Origin of the sequence: Fuscibacter oryzae, from assembly GCF_016765795.1 — a bacterium.
Lineage (GTDB): Bacteria > Pseudomonadota > Alphaproteobacteria > Rhodobacterales > Rhodobacteraceae > Fuscibacter > Fuscibacter oryzae.
On record NZ_JAESVP010000005.1, the window covers coordinates 384,718 to 399,875 of the forward strand.

Here is a 15,158-nt window from a genome sequence, read left to right on the forward strand (position 1 = left end):
GAGATTCCTTGCGGCAAGCCTATATGCCTTCGGGGCAATGACCTGCCCCGCCCAAGCCTTCACTGCCAGCGAGCTTCAGCAGGAATTTGACGCGCGGCTCCTGACCCCAAGCGAAAAGCGCTTCCTGCAAGCGGCACTGGCGTTCAGTGGGGAATATAACGGGATTATAGATGGCGCTTGGGGATCTGGTAGCCAGAGAGCGCTTGAGCGGCACCTGGCCAACACGGTCAATAACTTCAATGGGATCGTGCCGAACTGGGCCATTGTCGTTATCGCGGGCATCTATGCCGACGTCTTTCGGGCAGGAGGCTGGGAAGAGAAGTATTTTCCCGCTCTTGATGTATCCCTGCTGGTTCCCACGAGCCAAATTCGCCCCGGTCAAGTTTCGCAGATTTTCAGCAACTGGAACCACACAGAGAGTTCCTTGGGTTACTCCCTGACTCGAGGCGATGCCTCCCAAGTCGCGAGACTGCACCAATTCACTGTTGATAGGGCTCGGCCGGGTTCCGAACCTTACCTGTTGAGACGGGCCGATGTATGGGTAACAAGCGCGCAAACTGCCGACGGCCTGACCCTTTACACGCGGTCAGACTATCGCCGCGGTGGCTGGTCAACGATCATGCTCTCCGCTGCTCAGGTCGATAAGGGGGTTTTTGCGGCTGTAAGTGGCAGCATCCGTCCGGGCAGCGCGCCACCGATCTATTTGCCAGAGGGCAAACTGTCGCGCGGCTGGGCGTTAGCACAGGCGATGCTCAACGAGGGTTCAGCGCCGAAACCTAAACCGGCAGCTTCTCCGGTCCCTGCCCAACCTGCCGCCGATGATACGGCGCCAACAGATCAAGATAGCGGTAGCAGCTCAGGCACGGGTTTCGTCGTCTCTTCCGCTGGGGACGTCCTAACCAACGCGCACGTCATTGCGGATTGCCGGTCAGTCACGATTGATGCAGTGCCTATGACCGTGGTTGCATCGGATGGCACTTTCGATCTCGCCTTGTTGCGCAGTGCGTCCCTTGCCGGGCAACCTATCGCCAGCTTCTCACCGAACCCCGCCATGCTAAATTCTGATGTGACGGTTGCGGGCTTCCCCCTGAATGGCTTGCTCGATGGGCTGAACGTGACCCGAGGGGCTGTAACGAGCCTGAAGGGGCTGAAGGGAGACCCGAACCGAATGCAGATCTCTGCTCCCGTACAACCGGGAAATTCGGGCGGTCCAGTGCTAGACAGTGCCGGAAAAATTGTCGGTGTCGTCGTTTCCAAGCTGGATGCGAAGGTCGTGCAAGATGCCATTGGCGACATTCCCCAGAACGTAAATTTCGCAATCCGGGGTGAGATTGCGAAGCTATTCCTTGCGCAAAACAGCGTATCGCCAACAGTCGAGGCCGGGACAGGAGCGCTACCACCAGAGCAACTTGCTCAAACGGCCGCCAGCTTTACAAAGCTGATAATCTGCGACTGATGGCCGAATTGTCGATCCGCAACTTAGCGGATGAACTTGGTTCCCCTGTGCCCAATTTGCCAGCCAGACTTTGCCAGCGATCGCCAAAGGATCAACGCGGTTTCGGCCTCCAGTTTCGGTCGTTTGCTGGCCAGCCGCGCCGCCTCCATCTTCGCATGCCCCGAAGTGTAGGAAGGGCCATGGGTCGTTCCTTTAGGAGTACGAAAATACCAAGCGCGCGGCTGCATCACTTGCCCCGTCGGCCGTGCCTGTCTCCCAGCGCTTCGGCACCCAGAAGGATCGCCAGAAATAGCACAAGGCCGGCGGAATAGTTTGTCCCTGGAAAGACCAGATCTGCACCTGCTATCAGTAGGAACCAAAATGCCCCAGCCAACTTCAGGGGCCAGTGTTCGGGCTTCAACATCCTCTCGCCTCCCCGCCATGGTAGCGCTTCGGCCAGCCTGCCACACCGAACCAATAATCACACACACAAAATGTCCGCATGATACGGACGGCCCGTAGAGCCGCAAAGAGGCCCGATAGACAGCACTGCCCAATAGTAAGCCAAGAAGGGTGCTGAACATGACGCAGGCGTCCTGTGCCTGCTGAGAACGAGCCAAACGCCCTATCAAGCCGATCAAGGAGCACGCAAAGGCGACCGGGGGGAAACTGACAGAATTCCGATGTTCCCTCCGAACAATCAACAGAAGAAGGCCCGCCTTAAGAACTGGCGTGCCAAGCAAGTAAAAACGGTGGAGTTTCGCAGGCGATGGGGGGGTCAAAGCCCGTACTTGCCTTGCTCTTGCTTCTCCAGATTTTGGACACGCTTGATCTCGGACAAGTCAAACAAGGATTGGTTAATGCTCTTGAGGCCGCCGAGCAGCGCGCCGAAACTAGAAACCCCAGCCTTCTTCGCTGCCATTTTCCAATCTGCGGCCTGCGCCATCTGGTTGCCAAACTCGACACGACGTTCCCGCGACCGAACCCGGCGCAGTTCATCGAAGACTTCCATGGTCCCCACACCCGGCTTCTGGGCATTGGTGGCAAAGGTGGCGCGCATCGTCGCCAGTTCTTCGTTCAGCCCTTCGCGCGCGTTGACGTTGGTCTGCACGGCCCGCGTACGGCCGATGTAGGCATTCGCTTCGGCGCGTCGTTTTTCTGCCAATGCCGCTGAATACCCGTCAACGGCGCTGGCGGCGCCGGCAACGCCAGGGAGAATGCTGGCGGCCGTCATCGCACCGCCGGATGCGACAATTGGAGCTAGAAGCGCTTGCATGGCAATTTGTCCTGACTTTTTTGCGGAGCGATGTGGCTGATTTTCGAATACGAACGCTCAGGCAGCAACGAACGCATCGTCGCGAGTAAACATTGAACACCGAAGAGTGTTGAGGCACTCTTGCGAGGTCCGGTCGTGTCGGGAATCCGCGACGACACGCTTGCATCTGGCTCGTCCGAAGTCCGCAGATGCCGGGCATCAGCTTTCAGAACACGTCATCTTCCCACCCCTGAGCTTTTAGCCAAGTTCTCGGTGAGCGCATAAATCGCTTCTCAATCTCAGATACATTACGCGCGCACCTCTCGGCCCCCGCAACAATCGTCCAAGGATCAACCCCAGACTGAACAGCCTCGATGAACGCGCGACATGCCTCGGCGTAGTTTCCTCGTGTCGGAAAGTAGCGCCAAAACGCATCAAGCGGGCTTACCATATCCGCAGGGACCGCAAGCCCTTCACGCCGAAGTTGCAGCCGCGCGGACTGTTCAACTCGCCCCTTATTATCTTCTAAGAAAAAAGGAGTCAGCGCAGCGTAAGCGGAGCGGCCCGCCGAAGGCGGAACACTTGCGACAGAAGAGTAAGTGACCCCACTTCCAATTATATCCCTTATACTGGCGGAAGTTTCTTCCGGGTTTTCTTCCGGGTTTTTCTGGCTACGTCTTCCGCCTTTAAGGCGTGTGGAACCACTTACACCGGCACAATCCTGCCCTCGCAAGAAATGTGTATCGTAATTCCGCATATCATTCTGATAATCATTGAAAAATCGGCTGCCAACTTCCGCCTTTCCCTTGCAAAACTGGTGCATGGAGTCCGAGGGCTTTGCGCCGATGGTGACGAGTGCCTGGAACAGCTTCGCCATATCAATCTGATAGTGGACGGCTTGCCCGCGACCTCCCGCGCGATAGCCTGTCGGCACAGCAACGCCCCACGCCTCAAGACGACGGATGTTGTCACGGGCCGTCCTTTCAGACGAACCAGCCCATTTAGCCATCTTGTCCACGCCGGGGTAAATTTCGCCGCAATGGTGTCTGAACCAGTGTTGCAAAAGGCCGACCAACTGCTCGCGAAGCGATGCAGGAACCTTTCCGGCGCCTCGCGTCCTTTTTAGGCATGCGCGCAAGTCCACGATGAACGCTCTGCGTCGCGCTGCTTCCTCATCGCTTCGCTTCAGATCTCTCGGCAAATCAGATCACCGAAACCGCTCGACTGTGCCCATCAACCGAAAGCCGGTCCGCACATTCGCTCCTGCCGCTTGTGATGTGCTGTCGATCTGCACGCCAAGAGCACGCAGCTTCTCGACCAACAAGGCAAACCGGCCTTCTGCGCCATCAGTCGGCCGCAGTCCTTCGTTGCCAGCAGCAATCAACGCCCGCAGCGCCCAAGTCTCGCCGGCAGTTGTCGTGAACTTCCCGATAGTGCCATCAGTCGAAATCTGCGTCCAGATAACACGATCCCACGTTTGAGGCTTGCCCATGTAGGGCCTCCATACGTCATTGCGCGATGACCAGGTGTGGGGCAAATTGCATCTGTCCTGACTGCAACCCCGACCGCCGCCCGGCTCGCGCTGGGTGGCGGATACTTAGGCGGCGCGGGTAAAGGCAGCTTCGATGTCTGCCCTGCGCCAGCGCGTCGAGCCACCGATTTTCACGGGCGGCGGCAAATCGCCGTTCTTCACCCATCGCCAAATTGTCGAGACGCCGGCATTAAAATGCCCGGCAACTTCCTTCACAGTCATGAAGCTGGAAGCTGTTTGCAGCGTGGTCATTCCTATAAGTCTCCAAGTTGCTAAACCTGTGCCAATAGGTGTCAATGTCTCGATCAAACTAAGATGGACAGCAGAGAAACCCCATCACCCTACTTCCCGACTCGCAGGATCGCCCTGATCGCATCTGAGCTCATTATTGCGCCCGGCAGACCTTCAAGGGCGGGATGAACGATCAATCTGTCCGCGATGGCGCCAGCTATCGCGCTTTGTGACGGACGCATGCCCAACGGACAACCATCAGCAGACCATTCATTCACGAACCAGACGTTCCAATCGTCAAGATCAATGGCGATACCGCGCACAAGCATATTGATGGCCCGCTTTCCTAGCTGTTTCGCCCCTGGGGGACTGGTCGGCGGCTGAACACTTAGAAGGTCCGCTATGGCTTCGAGGCGGTTGTATAGACCCTGAAAGCCTAACTCTCTCGCCCCTTCACCGCGTAAATCGCCCGCCATCTGGTATCGAGCCAGATCGAAGACCAAAGGGTCTTTGAAGGCCACTTCGGCAGTATCGGGCCAATCCATTACCCAAAGAGACTTGGGCCAGCTCTCGGGGTCGGTTAACACGCGCGGCCGCGCAGCCTGTGCAAGAACCCACGCAAGGAGGTCGATGCGTCGTTGCAGTCTTGCTTCGTGCGCTTCTAACTCCTTGTCGTTCTCCAGCATGTCTCGTCGAAGCTCTGCCTTCTCATCGGGCGTTGCATGGAATTCGTTCATGCGCGCACCATTTGGACAACCTGTCCGACCATCCCCGTCACGTACTGCGACCAAGCGTCCATAAGCGCTCGGCGCCGGTCAAACAGATCAGAGCGTGCGTATGCGCGGGCTGTTGCACTTCCAACAGCATGGGCAAGCGCGGCCTCCGCTATATCAAAATCCGCACGCGCACTTTCGCTACACCAATCGCGAAATGTCGAACGAAAGCCGTGAGTTGTTATCCCTTCAACCTTCATCCGCTTGAACAGCGCAGAGAAGGCCATGTCGCTCATAATCTTCGCCCCCCCGAATTGGTCGCGCTGCGCGCTCGGAAAAACTAGAACTGGATCTAGTCCGCGAACACTATCGAGGATCGCAAGCGCGGCATCTGACAGCGGAACCCGATGCGCGCGACGCGCCTTCATCCTCTCGGCCGGAACCTCCCAGACCTTGGCACCTTCGTCGATCTCACCCCATCGTGCCCCGCGGATTTCACCGCTTCGCCCACAGGTCAGAATGGCAAATTCAAGGGCGCGCGCAGAAACACCATCGCGCGCTTGAAGCTGGGCTATGAACGCCGGAAGTTGACGCCAAGGAAGGGCGGGCATGTGCTTCGGGATATGCTCGAAAGTCTCAAGGGAACGGATAACGCCCCGAGCCGGATTCGCCTCGTGATAGAGGCCCCTATCGGTCGCATAGTCGATAACTTGCGCCACTCGAATTTTCACCTTCCGCGCCGTTTCGTGATGGCTGCGCCAGATAGGCTCAAGAACTGAAACCACGTCAGGCCGCCGAATGTCTTCGACGGGGCGCGTCCCGATCTTGGGAAAGGCGAAGGTCTCCAAGCTGGCGAGCCATCGGGTGGAGTGGCTCTTTGCCCAAGCGGTGGCTTCCTTTTTGTGTAGCTGCCTGGCAACCTGCTCAAATGAGAGCCTCTCACGCCGCCTCGCGTCTAGCGGGTTAACCCCTGCCCGACAGTGTTTACGCAATTCAGAAGCCACATCGCGCGCCGCGGCCAAGCCCACGTCAGATAACGACCCGAGACCGACCTCAACACGATAGGGCTTTCCGGTTGCGGTTGTGCGCCCCTTGATCGTGCCGCGAAAAATCCAGGACCGCGTTCCGCTTGTCGTGACGTGAAGATATAGGCCCTCGCCATCGGAATGCATGCCTGCGGGCAACTTCCCTTTGGCGCCTCTATCCGTGAGCTTCCCCATATGTCTTATCCCGCCGATTTTCCCACCAGTAGCGGCGGGATGATGCAAGTCTAAGCGAGACGTATTGATATAGGGAAAGAAGAAATATATCAATAATACAAGGACAATTTGGAACGACCCGAGAGATCATGAGTTACTAGTTTTGTGGCCCCCCTCGCCACCACAGCTTCCCACACCCGACCGATAGGCGGCGCGTCGATCAAGGCGCGCAGGTGGCCGGTCAGCTCAATTTCAACCTGACCTGGGGCCTGTCCCGGATAAACAGTCACGGTGTTGATGAGGTTGCGCAGCTGGTCTGTCATCTTGCGGTCGATGCCGCTTAAATCCCCACCCATCAGCGGAACAAGGCTGGAAATGGCGCGGCGATAGCCTGCAAGGGCAGCAGGGTGCAGCGCGACGGAATCCATGGGCGGCGGGGCAAGGGCCGGATCGGCGCGGGCCTCGTCCAGTTCGCGGCAGCGGGTTTCATAATCTGGGGCCAGCCGGTCGGTATTGCCGATGCCACGGGCCACAAAGTCGATCAGGCGGCCTACCTCTGCATCCAGCTTGGCAACCTTGTGTTCAAGTTCGGCGCGCCGGCTCGATTCGCCCCGCGCATATTCGCGGCGGGCGGCGTTGTAGGTTTCGACATAGAGTTCCAGCATGTCGGGCTGGGTCAATTCATCCATCAACAGGCTGATGGTCGCGGCCTCTATGCCTGGGCAGAGGGTGTCGGGCGCGAGGGGGTTGATCTTTGTTCCGATGACGCCTGGGGGCTTCATGCCATAGCCCATGTCCATGACATGACGGGCCGCGCCCAAGAAGGGCTTGCCTGGCTGGACGGGCGGTAGGCAAGCTGGGCGCATTGCAACAATTTTCGCTTTCACGTCTGGTGGCATCAGGCGCTGATGCACCTTGACCTTGGCAATGCCAAGGCGGCGCTGGCCCTGTATGACCGCGACATCCGCACCGAAAAGACCGACGATTACCGCGACATTGCCAACGCCGCCTCGCTTTTGTCACGGCTGGAGTTGGAGGGCGCACCGGTCGGGAACCGTTGGGATGAACTGGCTCATCTGGCCGAAACCCGTGCGACCGATGGCTGTCTGGCCTTTGCCGATCTGCATTACATGCTGGCGCTGTGCGGCGGCGGGTGCGAACAGGCCTCCGCCGGGCTGATCGCGCGCAGGTCCGCAACCCCGGCCTTGCGTTAAACCGCCAGCCCCTGCCCCTCTGCCCAGATGACCGATGGCAGGATGTCGCGCGCATCGGCCATTTCCACAATCAGCCGGGGCATCACCGGCAATTCACCCAAGGCTGCAAAAACGCCTGGCCACAGGATATTACCGCGCCCCAGCGCCCAATGCCTGTCGGCCACCCCGTCGGCATCCTGCAAATGCACATGCGCCAGCGCCGCCCCCGCCGCGCGGACAAAGGCATCAACCGGCGGCGCGCCGGTTGACCCGTGGGCATAATGGGCGTGCCCGGTATCCAGCGACACCCGCACCGCGGACGAGGCGAAACTGGCCGCCAGCGCCACCCGTTCTGCCGGGTCGCGATCTTCGCAGTTTTCCAGCACAATCTCGATGCCATTCTCCTCGGCCATCCGCACGGCGGGGGCGAGCGTGGCATGGGTCCGCTCGGCAATCCCCGCCGCGTCGCACTGGTTGGTCCAGCGGTTGAACCCGTGCCAAGTGGTATAGGGGCTGTGCAGCACCATATGCCCGCCGCCCTTGCCGTCCAGAATGCGGATCAGCGCCGACAGCGCCGCCGCAATCCGGTCTTGCGCGATTTTGCGAATGTCGGGGTCGGGCATATCGACGGTGAACCCCCAGAACGGCCCATGGATGCCGATGCGCCCGGCATGGCCCGCAAAAAGCTGCCGCGCACGATCTGCGATATCGGGCCAGACATTGCCGCCCAGCGCGCCGATCTCGGTGAAATCCCTGATTTCCACGTCGCGGTCATGGTCGCGGACAAAGCCCTGCATTCCGGTGATGCCAATGAACTCCCGTAGATACAGCGCGGCCCCAAGCCGTGGCAGATCGGTCATCGCAAAGCTCCTTGCGTGGCATGGCACCAGATGGGGTATCCTTTTGCCAAGGCGGCGCAGGGTCTGCACCGGGGCCGACATGTTGGCGGCTATTTCGTCTCGGTCGGGTGGGCCGGATCGTCCTCGGGGTCATGGCCCATCCCCATAACCATGCCGCCACCGCCCATCCCGCCAGCCGCACCGCCGCCTCCGCCACGTCCGGCTTCGGCCCTCCCCTCGCCCTTGCCACGCGCCGCAGTGGTCGAGGGGCGGCTTGGCCCCTGCACCGGCACCACAGCGCCATCGGGAATCGGGTCAAGATCGAGCGCAGAGCGGATAAAGGCGCGCAGCGACACGACCAGCTCTGCGGTCTGCACCGGCTGACCGGCCACCAGGTTTTGCGCGGCACGGGCCGCCAGCCGCACCTGCTCTTCGGTGCCCAGCAGCAGGATGTCCGACAGCGCGCCCTCTACCGCATCGCGGATCTGGCGCCGCCGCTCCCATCCCATGCCCGGCCCCTCGGCCCCCTCTTCCCGAAAGTCACGCATATGGCGCGGATCGACCAGCAGGTTGCCAGTGAATGATCCACCCAGCGTTTTATAGGCGGCGATCAGCAGCTTCAGCCGCTCATTGATCTGGCGGTTCATCCGCTCGCGGCGATGCTGTACCGTGAACATCAACAGCAGACGAATGCCGATACCCACCAACGCGAACAGCGCCACCCCCAGCAGGGTGGATAGCGCCGCCTGCCATGATCCAAGGTCGATACTGCGCATCCTTCCCCCCTTTGGCCCTATTGGTGGCGCAATGCGTCAATCGGGTCCAGCCGCGCCGCGCGCTGGGCGGACCAATAACCGGACGCAACCCCCACCAGCGGCCCAGAACACAAAGGGCCAGCCCCGGCCCTGCGTGGTCAACTGCCGCGATAGGTCGAATAGGCAAAGGGGCTGATCAGCAGCGGCACATGATAATGCTGGCCCGCATCGGGAATGCCGAAGCGGATAGGGATTTCATCCAGAAACAGCACCTCACCCTGCGCCTGTCCGGTGGCGCGCAAATAGTCGCCCGCACAGAAAACCAGCTCATAGCTGCCCACCGTCAGGTCATCGCCCGCCAGCATCGGCCCATCGGTGCGGCCATCGGCATTGGTGACGACCTCTTTCACCTTGCGGTGGCTTTGCCCCGAAATCCGGTACAGCGTGATCTTCACCCCCGCCGCAGGCATGCCCCGCGCGGTATCCAGAACATGGGTCGTCAACCGGCCAGTCGTCATCGTCGCCTCCCTCTGCCGCAAACACCCTAGCAAGCCACAGCACATGGTGCGACCATTCCCGCACCGCAAAGCAGCTTCTGGCAGAATTTGATAAACCCTTGCGCGAAAACCCCCTAACCTGCCCCGGACAGGAGCAAACATGACCCGCTACCCCCGTGATTTCCGTGGCCATGGCCCGAACCCGCCCGATGCCCGGTGGCCCGGCGGCGCGAAAATCGCTGTTTCTCTGGTGCTGAACTATGAAGAGGGGGGCGAGAACAACCTGCTGCACGGCGATGCCCAGTCCGAGGCGTTCCTGTCCGACATCGCAGGGGCCACCCCATGGCCGGGTCAGCGCCACTGGAACATGGAATCGATCTATGATTACGGCGCGCGGGCCGGGTTCTGGCGGCTGCATCGGCTGTTCACCGAACTTGACATTCCCGTCACCATCTACGGCGTCACCACGGCCCTTGCCCGCAACCCTGAACAGGTGGCGGCAATGAAAGCGGCAGGGTGGGAGATTGCCAGCCACGGTCTGAAATGGGTCGAACACCGCGACATGACCGAAGCAGAGGAACGCGCCCAGATCGCCGAGTCGTTCCGCCTGCACACCGAGGTTGTCGGCACCCCGCCGCGCGGCTGGTACACCGGGCGGTGCAGCATGAACACCGTGCGCCTGAGCGCCGAGACCCATCGTCTCGACTGGATCTCCGACACCTATGACGACGACCTGCCCTATTGGCGCGAATACGGCGATCATGACCAACTGGTCATCCCCTATACGCTAGAGGCGAATGACATGCGCTTTGCCACCGCGCCGGGCTATATCACCGGGGAACAGTTTTTCAGCTATCTGAAAGACAGCTTCGACACCCTTTATGCCGAAGGGCAGGCTGGCCGCGCCAAGATGTTCTCGATCGGCCTGCACAACCGCCTGATCGGCCGCCCCGGCAAGGTCGCGGGCCTGCGCCGGTTCCTCGACTATGCAAAATCGCATCAAGGCGTCTGGTTTCCCCGCCGCATCGACATTGCCGATCATTGGCGAAAGACCCATCCGCACAAACGGTTCGAGCGCCCTTCTCAGATGACCGAGGCCCGGTTCGTTACCCGCTTCGGATCGATTTTCGAACATTCGCCCTTTATCGCCGAACGGGCGTACCAGCTCGAACTCGGCCCCGCGCATGACTGTGCGGCGGGCCTGCACAACGCCCTTGCCCGCATGTTCCGCAGCGCCACGCCCGACGAACGCCTTGGCGTTCTGCGCGCCCACCCCGATCTTGCGGGCAAACTGGCGGCGGCCAAACGGCTGACGGCGGAGAGCACCGCCGAACAGGCCAGCGCCGCGCTGGATGCGCTGACCGATGACGACCGCGCCACCTTCCAGACCCTCAACACCGCTTATGTGGCCAAGCACGGCTTTCCCTTCATCATCGCCGTGCGTGACCATAGCAAGGCAAGCATCCTCGCCGCCTTCCACACCCGTCTTGCCAATGACACCCCCACCGAATTCACCACCGCCTGCACCCAAGTGGAGCGCATCGCTGAATTGCGCCTGAAAGACATCCTGCCATGACCAGCTATTACACCCCCCCCGGCGGCCTGCCGCCGCAAACCGCGCTGATGACCGGGCGCGCGGCTTTCACCAACTCCTACGCCTTCATCCCCAAAGGCTGCTTTTCAGACATCGTGACCAGCCACCTGCCGGGCTGGACGGGCACCCGCCTGTGGCTGATCGCGCGGCCCATGTCGGGCTTTGCCGAAACCTTCAGCCAATATGTGATGGAGGTTGCGCCCGGCGGCGGGTCTAACACGCCAGACCCGGAAACTGGTGCCGAACACTGGCTGTTCTTCACCGGCGGCCTCGCCACCCTGACCATTGCAGGAACCGGATATGAGATGGAGGCAGGCTCCTACGCCTATATCCCCGCCGCCACCCCTTGGGCGCTTCATGCCGAAGGCAGCAGCCCCGCCCGGTTCCACTGGCTGCGCAAGATCTACGAACCCGCCCCCGGCACCCCCGCCCCCGATGCCTTCGTAATCAATGAACGCGACATCGCCGTCCGCTGGATGCCCGACACACAGGACCGCTGGGGCACCACCCGCTTCGTCGAACCCGACGATCTGCGCCACGACGCCCATGTCAACATTGTCACATTCCAGCCCGGCGGCGTCATCCCGTTCGAGGAAACCCATGTCATGGAACACGGGCTTTATGTGCTGGAAGGCAAGGCGGTCTACAAACTCAATCAGGACTGGGTAGAGGTCGAGGCCGGCGATTTCATGTGGCTGCGCGCCTATTGCCCGCAAGCCTGCTATGCCGCCGGCCCCGGCCGCTTCCGCTATCTTCTCTACAAGGATGTCAACCGCCACGCCAAACTTCGCGGCCCCGGCGCCTTCGGCCCGTTTCGCTGACCCCATCATCTGTTCATAAATATCCTCGGGGGGTCCGGGGGGCAGACAGCCCCCGGCGTCTGCCAGAAAGACCGCCATGCCCGATCTGATCGCCCAGCCCCTCACCCACACCGCCTTCGCCCCCTTCGGCGAAGTGCTGGGCGCGACTGGCGATTTCCGCCTGATCAACGATGGCCTCTGCCATCGCCACCATGACCGTGCGCAGCTTGATTTCGGCCCCCATGGCCAAGCGGGCATTTCCATCTTCAGCGCCACGCCCCGCGCCCTGCCCTATACTTTTGACCTCGTGGAACGCCACCCCGACGGCTCTCAGGCCTTCCTGCCGATGACCGAACATCCCTTCCTTGTGATCGTCGCCCCGGACGAAAACGGCACACCCGGCACGCCACAGGCCTTCCTGACCAATGGCGCGCAGGGCATCAACCTGCGCCGCGGCACCTGGCATGGCGTCCTCACGCCGCTTGCGGCCCCCGGCCTGTTCGCCGTGGTGGACCGCATCGGCGCAACGCCCAACCTTCAGGAATACCGCTATCCCGCGCCCTTCCGCGTAATGCCAGTTGCGCCGAATGGGCCGGACCACGCCTCCCCTTCACCTTGACAGGCGGCAAGGCCCCGGCTTCCTTTGCGCCATGACCGAAGTCTCTCCCCTTGGCGCCTCTCTCAGCGCGTCGCCACCCGACCTGCCCGCGCCAGAGGCGCTGGCCCTGCTGATCCGGCATTGGGGCGTTACCGGCACGCTGAAGCGCCTGACTTCGGAGCGTGACCTCAACTTTCACGTCGCCACCCCGGATCAAGGCTATGTGCTGAAACTCGCCAATCCCGCCGAACCGGCAGAGGTGACCGATTTTCAAACCCGCGCCCTGCTGCATCTGGAACGCGCGGGCCTGCCCGTGCCGCGCGTTATCCGCAGCCTGACCGGCCAGACCGAGGTCGCCACCCCGCAGGGCCGCCTGCGCCTGTTGACCTATCTGGAAGGCACGCCGCTACACCTTGCCCCGCGCAGCGCGGCCCAGCGCCGCGCGATGGGCGCCATCGCCGCGCAACTCGCCCGCGCCATGGCCGATTTCACCGACCCGGCCGCCGACCACTTTCTGCAATGGGATATCAAGCAGGCCGCCAGCCTTGCGCCCCTGCTGCCAGATGTTGACCCCGCCTTCCGCCCGCTCTGCCAGCACATCCTTGACCGCTTCAATACCGAGGCCGCGCCCGCCCTGCCAACCCTGCGCTGGCAGGTGGTGCATAACGACCTGAACCCGCATAATATTCTGGTCGCACCCGACAACACCGCCACCATCGCAGGCATCCTCGATTTCGGCGACATGGTGCGCACGCCCTTGGTCTGCGACCTTGCCATCGCCGCCAGCTATCAGGTTGACCCCACCGCTCCCCTGACCTCGCTGGCCGAGTTCACCGCCGCTTGGCATGCCGAAAACCCGCTGACTGATCAGGAAGCATACCTCGTTCCCCTGCTGACACAAACCCGCTGGCTGACCACCCTGGCCATTGCCAGCCACCGCGCCGCCCGCTGGCCTGACAATGCCGCCTATATCCTGCGCAATGCCCCTGCCGCCCGTGAAGGGTTGACCGCCTTTGCCGCCACCCCCGCTGCGGAAGCCTCCGCCGCCATCGCCCGCGCCTGCGGGCAGGAGTAAGCCATGACCGATAAGCCAACCCTGCCCGGCGCCATGCCCAACGCATATGTGCCCGGCCAAGGCCACCTGCCGCCCGAAGATCAGGCCCTTGTCAGCCGCCGCCAGCAGGCGCTGGGGCCAGCCTATCGGCTGTTCTACGAAACCCCGGTCCATCTGGTCCGGGGCGAAGGCGTCTGGCTTTATGACAAGGACGGCCAGGCCTATCTGGATACCTATAACAACGTCGCTTCGGTCGGCCATTGCCACCCCCGCGTGGTTGAGGCGATGACCCGTCAGGCGGGCCTGTTCGCCAGCCACACGCGATATTTGCACGAAGGCATCCTGTCTTATGCCGAGCGCCTTCTGTCCTATTTCCCGCAGGAACTGGCGCATGTGATGTTCACCTGCACCGGGTCCGAGGCGAATGATTTGGCCTTCCGCATCGCCCGCGCCCATACCGGCGGCACCGGCTTTATCGTCACCGAAAACGCCTATCACGGCGTTACCCATGCCATCGCGGGCATGTCGCCCAGCCTCGGGGTCGGCGTGCCCTTGGGTGAACACATCCGCACCATCCCCGCCCCCGACCCGCTGCGGATGACGGGCGATTTGGCACAGTCCTTCGCCGCTGAGGTGCAGAAGGCCATCGACGATCTGACGCGCCATGGCATCAAACCCGCAGCACTTATCGTCGATACCGTGTTCTCTTCGGATGGCGTCTATGCCGACCCGCCGGGTTTTCTGGCCGCTGCCGTGCAGGCCATCCACCGCGCCGGGGGCCTTTTTATCGCCGATGAGGTGCAGCCGGGCTTTGGCCGCACGGGCGAGACGATGTGGGGCTTTCAGCGCCATGGCATCACACCGGATATGGTGAGTTTGGGCAAGCCCATGGGCAACGGCTATCCCATCGCGGGCCTTGTCATGCGGCCAGAGGTGATCGCCGCCTTCGGCGCAAAGGCGCGCTATTTCAACACGTTCGGCGGCAATGCCGTGGCAGCGGCCACCGCCAACGCCGTGCTGGACGTGATCGAGGATGAGGGCCTGATGCAGAACGCCGCCACGGTCGGCGCGCTGTTCCGCGACGGGTTGGCCGACCTTGCCACCCGCCATTCCGCCCTTGGGCCCATCCGCGCCGCGGGCCTGTTCCTTGGGGCCGAGATCGTGCGGAACGGCGACCCGCTGGCCGCCGATGCCACCCGCACCGCCCGCATCGTGAACCATCTGCGAGAGGGCGGCGTGTTGATCTCGGCCACCGGCCCCCGCGCCAATGTGCTGAAAATCCGTCCGCCCTTGGTGTTCTCGGCCGACAACGTAGCCTTCTTTCTTGACCGGCTGGAGGCGGCATTGCAGGCGGGGTGATCCGCAGAGTGCCCGCACGCAGAGTAATTGTGCAGGAATACGCCTTGGCGGAATCGCGGGCGGCGCATAGCTAGGCGGCGAAGGTGGGCCGCTTGGGCCCTTGCC

General features: G+C 61.9%; 17 protein-coding genes. 7 read left to right on the forward strand and 10 right to left on the reverse strand.

Translation table 11 applies throughout. The features are described from left to right. Nucleotides 1-37 precede the first annotated feature (37 nt). Nucleotides 38-1,456 (forward strand): S1 family peptidase, encoded by a 1,419-nt coding sequence (locus tag JI744_RS12420; RefSeq protein ID WP_202661393.1) that lies wholly within the window; start codon nt 38-40, stop codon nt 1,454-1,456. A gap of 757 nt (nt 1,457-2,213) precedes the next feature. Here JI744_RS12420 and JI744_RS12425 read toward each other — a convergent pair. The 7 genes from JI744_RS12425 to JI744_RS12455 all read right to left on the reverse strand — a co-directional run bounded on the left by JI744_RS12425 (nt 2,214) and on the right by JI744_RS12455 (nt 7,185). Next, the gene (locus JI744_RS12425) at nt 2,214-2,711 is read right to left on the reverse strand and encodes a hypothetical protein (RefSeq protein WP_202661395.1); all 498 of its coding nucleotides are present in this window, start codon (nt 2,709-2,711) and stop codon (nt 2,214-2,216) included. Nucleotides 2,712-2,916: 205 nt separating this feature from the next. Continuing rightward, on the reverse strand, nt 2,917-3,708 hold the full coding sequence (locus JI744_RS12430) for a hypothetical protein (RefSeq protein WP_202661397.1): 792 nt from the start codon (nt 3,706-3,708) through the stop codon (nt 2,917-2,919). 189 nt (nt 3,709-3,897) lie between these two features. Then, nucleotides 3,898-4,182 carry a winged helix domain-containing protein gene (locus JI744_RS12435; protein WP_202661399.1) on the reverse strand — a complete coding sequence of 95 codons (285 nt, stop codon included), beginning with the start codon at nt 4,180-4,182 and terminating at the stop codon, nt 3,898-3,900. A 105-nt stretch (nt 4,183-4,287) separates the two neighbouring features. After that, the gene (locus JI744_RS12440; protein WP_202661401.1) at nt 4,288-4,473 is read right to left on the reverse strand and encodes a helix-turn-helix transcriptional regulator; all 186 of its coding nucleotides are present in this window, start codon (nt 4,471-4,473) and stop codon (nt 4,288-4,290) included. 89 nt (nt 4,474-4,562) lie between these two features. Further along, a complete protein-coding gene (locus tag JI744_RS12445) occupies nt 4,563-5,189 on the reverse strand; it encodes a hypothetical protein (protein ID WP_202661403.1) in 627 nt (208 codons plus the stop codon). Next, a complete protein-coding gene (locus JI744_RS12450) occupies nt 5,186-6,385 on the reverse strand; it encodes a tyrosine-type recombinase/integrase (RefSeq protein ID WP_407927591.1) in 1,200 nt (399 codons plus the stop codon). The genes JI744_RS12445 and JI744_RS12450 overlap by 4 nt, the downstream gene beginning before the upstream one ends. 89 nt (nt 6,386-6,474) lie before the next feature. After that, entirely contained in the window at nt 6,475-7,185 is a 711-nt protein-coding gene (locus JI744_RS12455; RefSeq protein WP_202661414.1) for a hypothetical protein, read from the reverse strand. A gap of 87 nt (nt 7,186-7,272) precedes the next feature. Here JI744_RS12455 and JI744_RS19400 point away from each other — a divergent pair, with 87 nt between their 5' ends. Then, the gene (locus JI744_RS19400; protein ID WP_202661416.1) at nt 7,273-7,578 is read left to right on the forward strand and encodes a hypothetical protein; all 306 of its coding nucleotides are present in this window, start codon (nt 7,273-7,275) and stop codon (nt 7,576-7,578) included. Here JI744_RS19400 and JI744_RS12465 read toward each other — a convergent pair. The 3 genes from JI744_RS12465 to uraH form a co-directional block, all read right to left on the reverse strand. Next, nucleotides 7,575-8,417, reverse strand: coding sequence for a sugar phosphate isomerase/epimerase family protein (locus tag JI744_RS12465; RefSeq protein ID WP_202661418.1), 843 nt, complete (start codon nt 8,415-8,417; stop codon nt 7,575-7,577). The genes JI744_RS19400 and JI744_RS12465 overlap by 4 nt on opposite strands. An 89-nt stretch (nt 8,418-8,506) precedes the next feature. After that, the gene (locus tag JI744_RS12470) at nt 8,507-9,172 is read right to left on the reverse strand and encodes a hypothetical protein (protein WP_202661420.1); all 666 of its coding nucleotides are present in this window, start codon (nt 9,170-9,172) and stop codon (nt 8,507-8,509) included. Between the two features lie 137 nt (nt 9,173-9,309). Next, nucleotides 9,310-9,669, reverse strand: a complete 360-nt coding sequence (gene uraH / locus JI744_RS12475) for a hydroxyisourate hydrolase (RefSeq protein WP_202661435.1) — start codon at nt 9,667-9,669, stop codon at nt 9,310-9,312. 139 nt (nt 9,670-9,808) lie between these two features. Between uraH and puuE the strand changes: the two genes are divergently transcribed. The 5 genes from puuE (at nt 9,809) to JI744_RS12500 (ending at nt 15,053) form a co-directional block, all read left to right on the forward strand. Further along, entirely contained in the window at nt 9,809-11,224 is a 1,416-nt protein-coding gene (puuE, locus tag JI744_RS12480) for an allantoinase PuuE (protein ID WP_202661437.1), read from the forward strand. Continuing rightward, a complete protein-coding gene (locus tag JI744_RS12485) occupies nt 11,221-12,063 on the forward strand; it encodes a bifunctional allantoicase/(S)-ureidoglycine aminohydrolase (protein WP_202661439.1) in 843 nt (280 codons plus the stop codon). Before puuE ends, JI744_RS12485 begins: the two co-directional genes overlap by 4 nt. A 76-nt stretch (nt 12,064-12,139) precedes the next feature. Further along, nucleotides 12,140-12,661 (forward strand): ureidoglycolate lyase, encoded by a 522-nt coding sequence (locus JI744_RS12490; RefSeq protein ID WP_202661440.1) that lies wholly within the window; start codon nt 12,140-12,142, stop codon nt 12,659-12,661. Between the two features lie 31 nt (nt 12,662-12,692). Continuing rightward, a complete protein-coding gene (locus JI744_RS12495) occupies nt 12,693-13,715 on the forward strand; it encodes a phosphotransferase (RefSeq protein WP_202661441.1) in 1,023 nt (340 codons plus the stop codon). A 3-nt stretch (nt 13,716-13,718) separates the two neighbouring features. Beyond that, nucleotides 13,719-15,053, forward strand: coding sequence for an aspartate aminotransferase family protein (locus JI744_RS12500; protein ID WP_202661442.1), 1,335 nt, complete (start codon nt 13,719-13,721; stop codon nt 15,051-15,053). Nucleotides 15,054-15,158 lie beyond the last annotated feature (105 nt).

Coding starts and splice junctions, on each gene's coding strand:
- JI744_RS12420 (WP_202661393.1), top strand. CDS start 38: ATGACCTGCCCCGCCCAAGCCTTCACTGCCAGCGAGCTTCAGCAGGAA.
- JI744_RS12425 (WP_202661395.1), bottom strand. CDS start 2,711: ATGCAAGCGCTTCTAGCTCCAATTGTCGCATCCGGCGGTGCGATGACG.
- JI744_RS12435 (WP_202661399.1), bottom strand. CDS start 4,182: ATGGGCAAGCCTCAAACGTGGGATCGTGTTATCTGGACGCAGATTTCG.
- JI744_RS12440 (WP_202661401.1), bottom strand. CDS start 4,473: ATGACCACGCTGCAAACAGCTTCCAGCTTCATGACTGTGAAGGAAGTT.
- JI744_RS12445 (WP_202661403.1), bottom strand. CDS start 5,189: ATGAACGAATTCCATGCAACGCCCGATGAGAAGGCAGAGCTTCGACGA.
- JI744_RS12450 (WP_407927591.1), bottom strand. CDS start 6,385: ATGGGGAAGCTCACGGATAGAGGCGCCAAAGGGAAGTTGCCCGCAGGC.
- JI744_RS19400 (WP_202661416.1), top strand. CDS start 7,273: ATGCACCTTGACCTTGGCAATGCCAAGGCGGCGCTGGCCCTGTATGAC.
- JI744_RS12465 (WP_202661418.1), bottom strand. CDS start 8,417: ATGACCGATCTGCCACGGCTTGGGGCCGCGCTGTATCTACGGGAGTTC.
- JI744_RS12470 (WP_202661420.1), bottom strand. CDS start 9,172: ATGCGCAGTATCGACCTTGGATCATGGCAGGCGGCGCTATCCACCCTG.
- uraH (WP_202661435.1), bottom strand. CDS start 9,669: ATGACGACTGGCCGGTTGACGACCCATGTTCTGGATACCGCGCGGGGC.
- puuE (WP_202661437.1), top strand. CDS start 9,809: ATGACCCGCTACCCCCGTGATTTCCGTGGCCATGGCCCGAACCCGCCC.
- JI744_RS12485 (WP_202661439.1), top strand. CDS start 11,221: ATGACCAGCTATTACACCCCCCCCGGCGGCCTGCCGCCGCAAACCGCG.
- JI744_RS12490 (WP_202661440.1), top strand. CDS start 12,140: ATGCCCGATCTGATCGCCCAGCCCCTCACCCACACCGCCTTCGCCCCC.
- JI744_RS12495 (WP_202661441.1), top strand. CDS start 12,693: ATGACCGAAGTCTCTCCCCTTGGCGCCTCTCTCAGCGCGTCGCCACCC.
- JI744_RS12500 (WP_202661442.1), top strand. CDS start 13,719: ATGACCGATAAGCCAACCCTGCCCGGCGCCATGCCCAACGCATATGTG.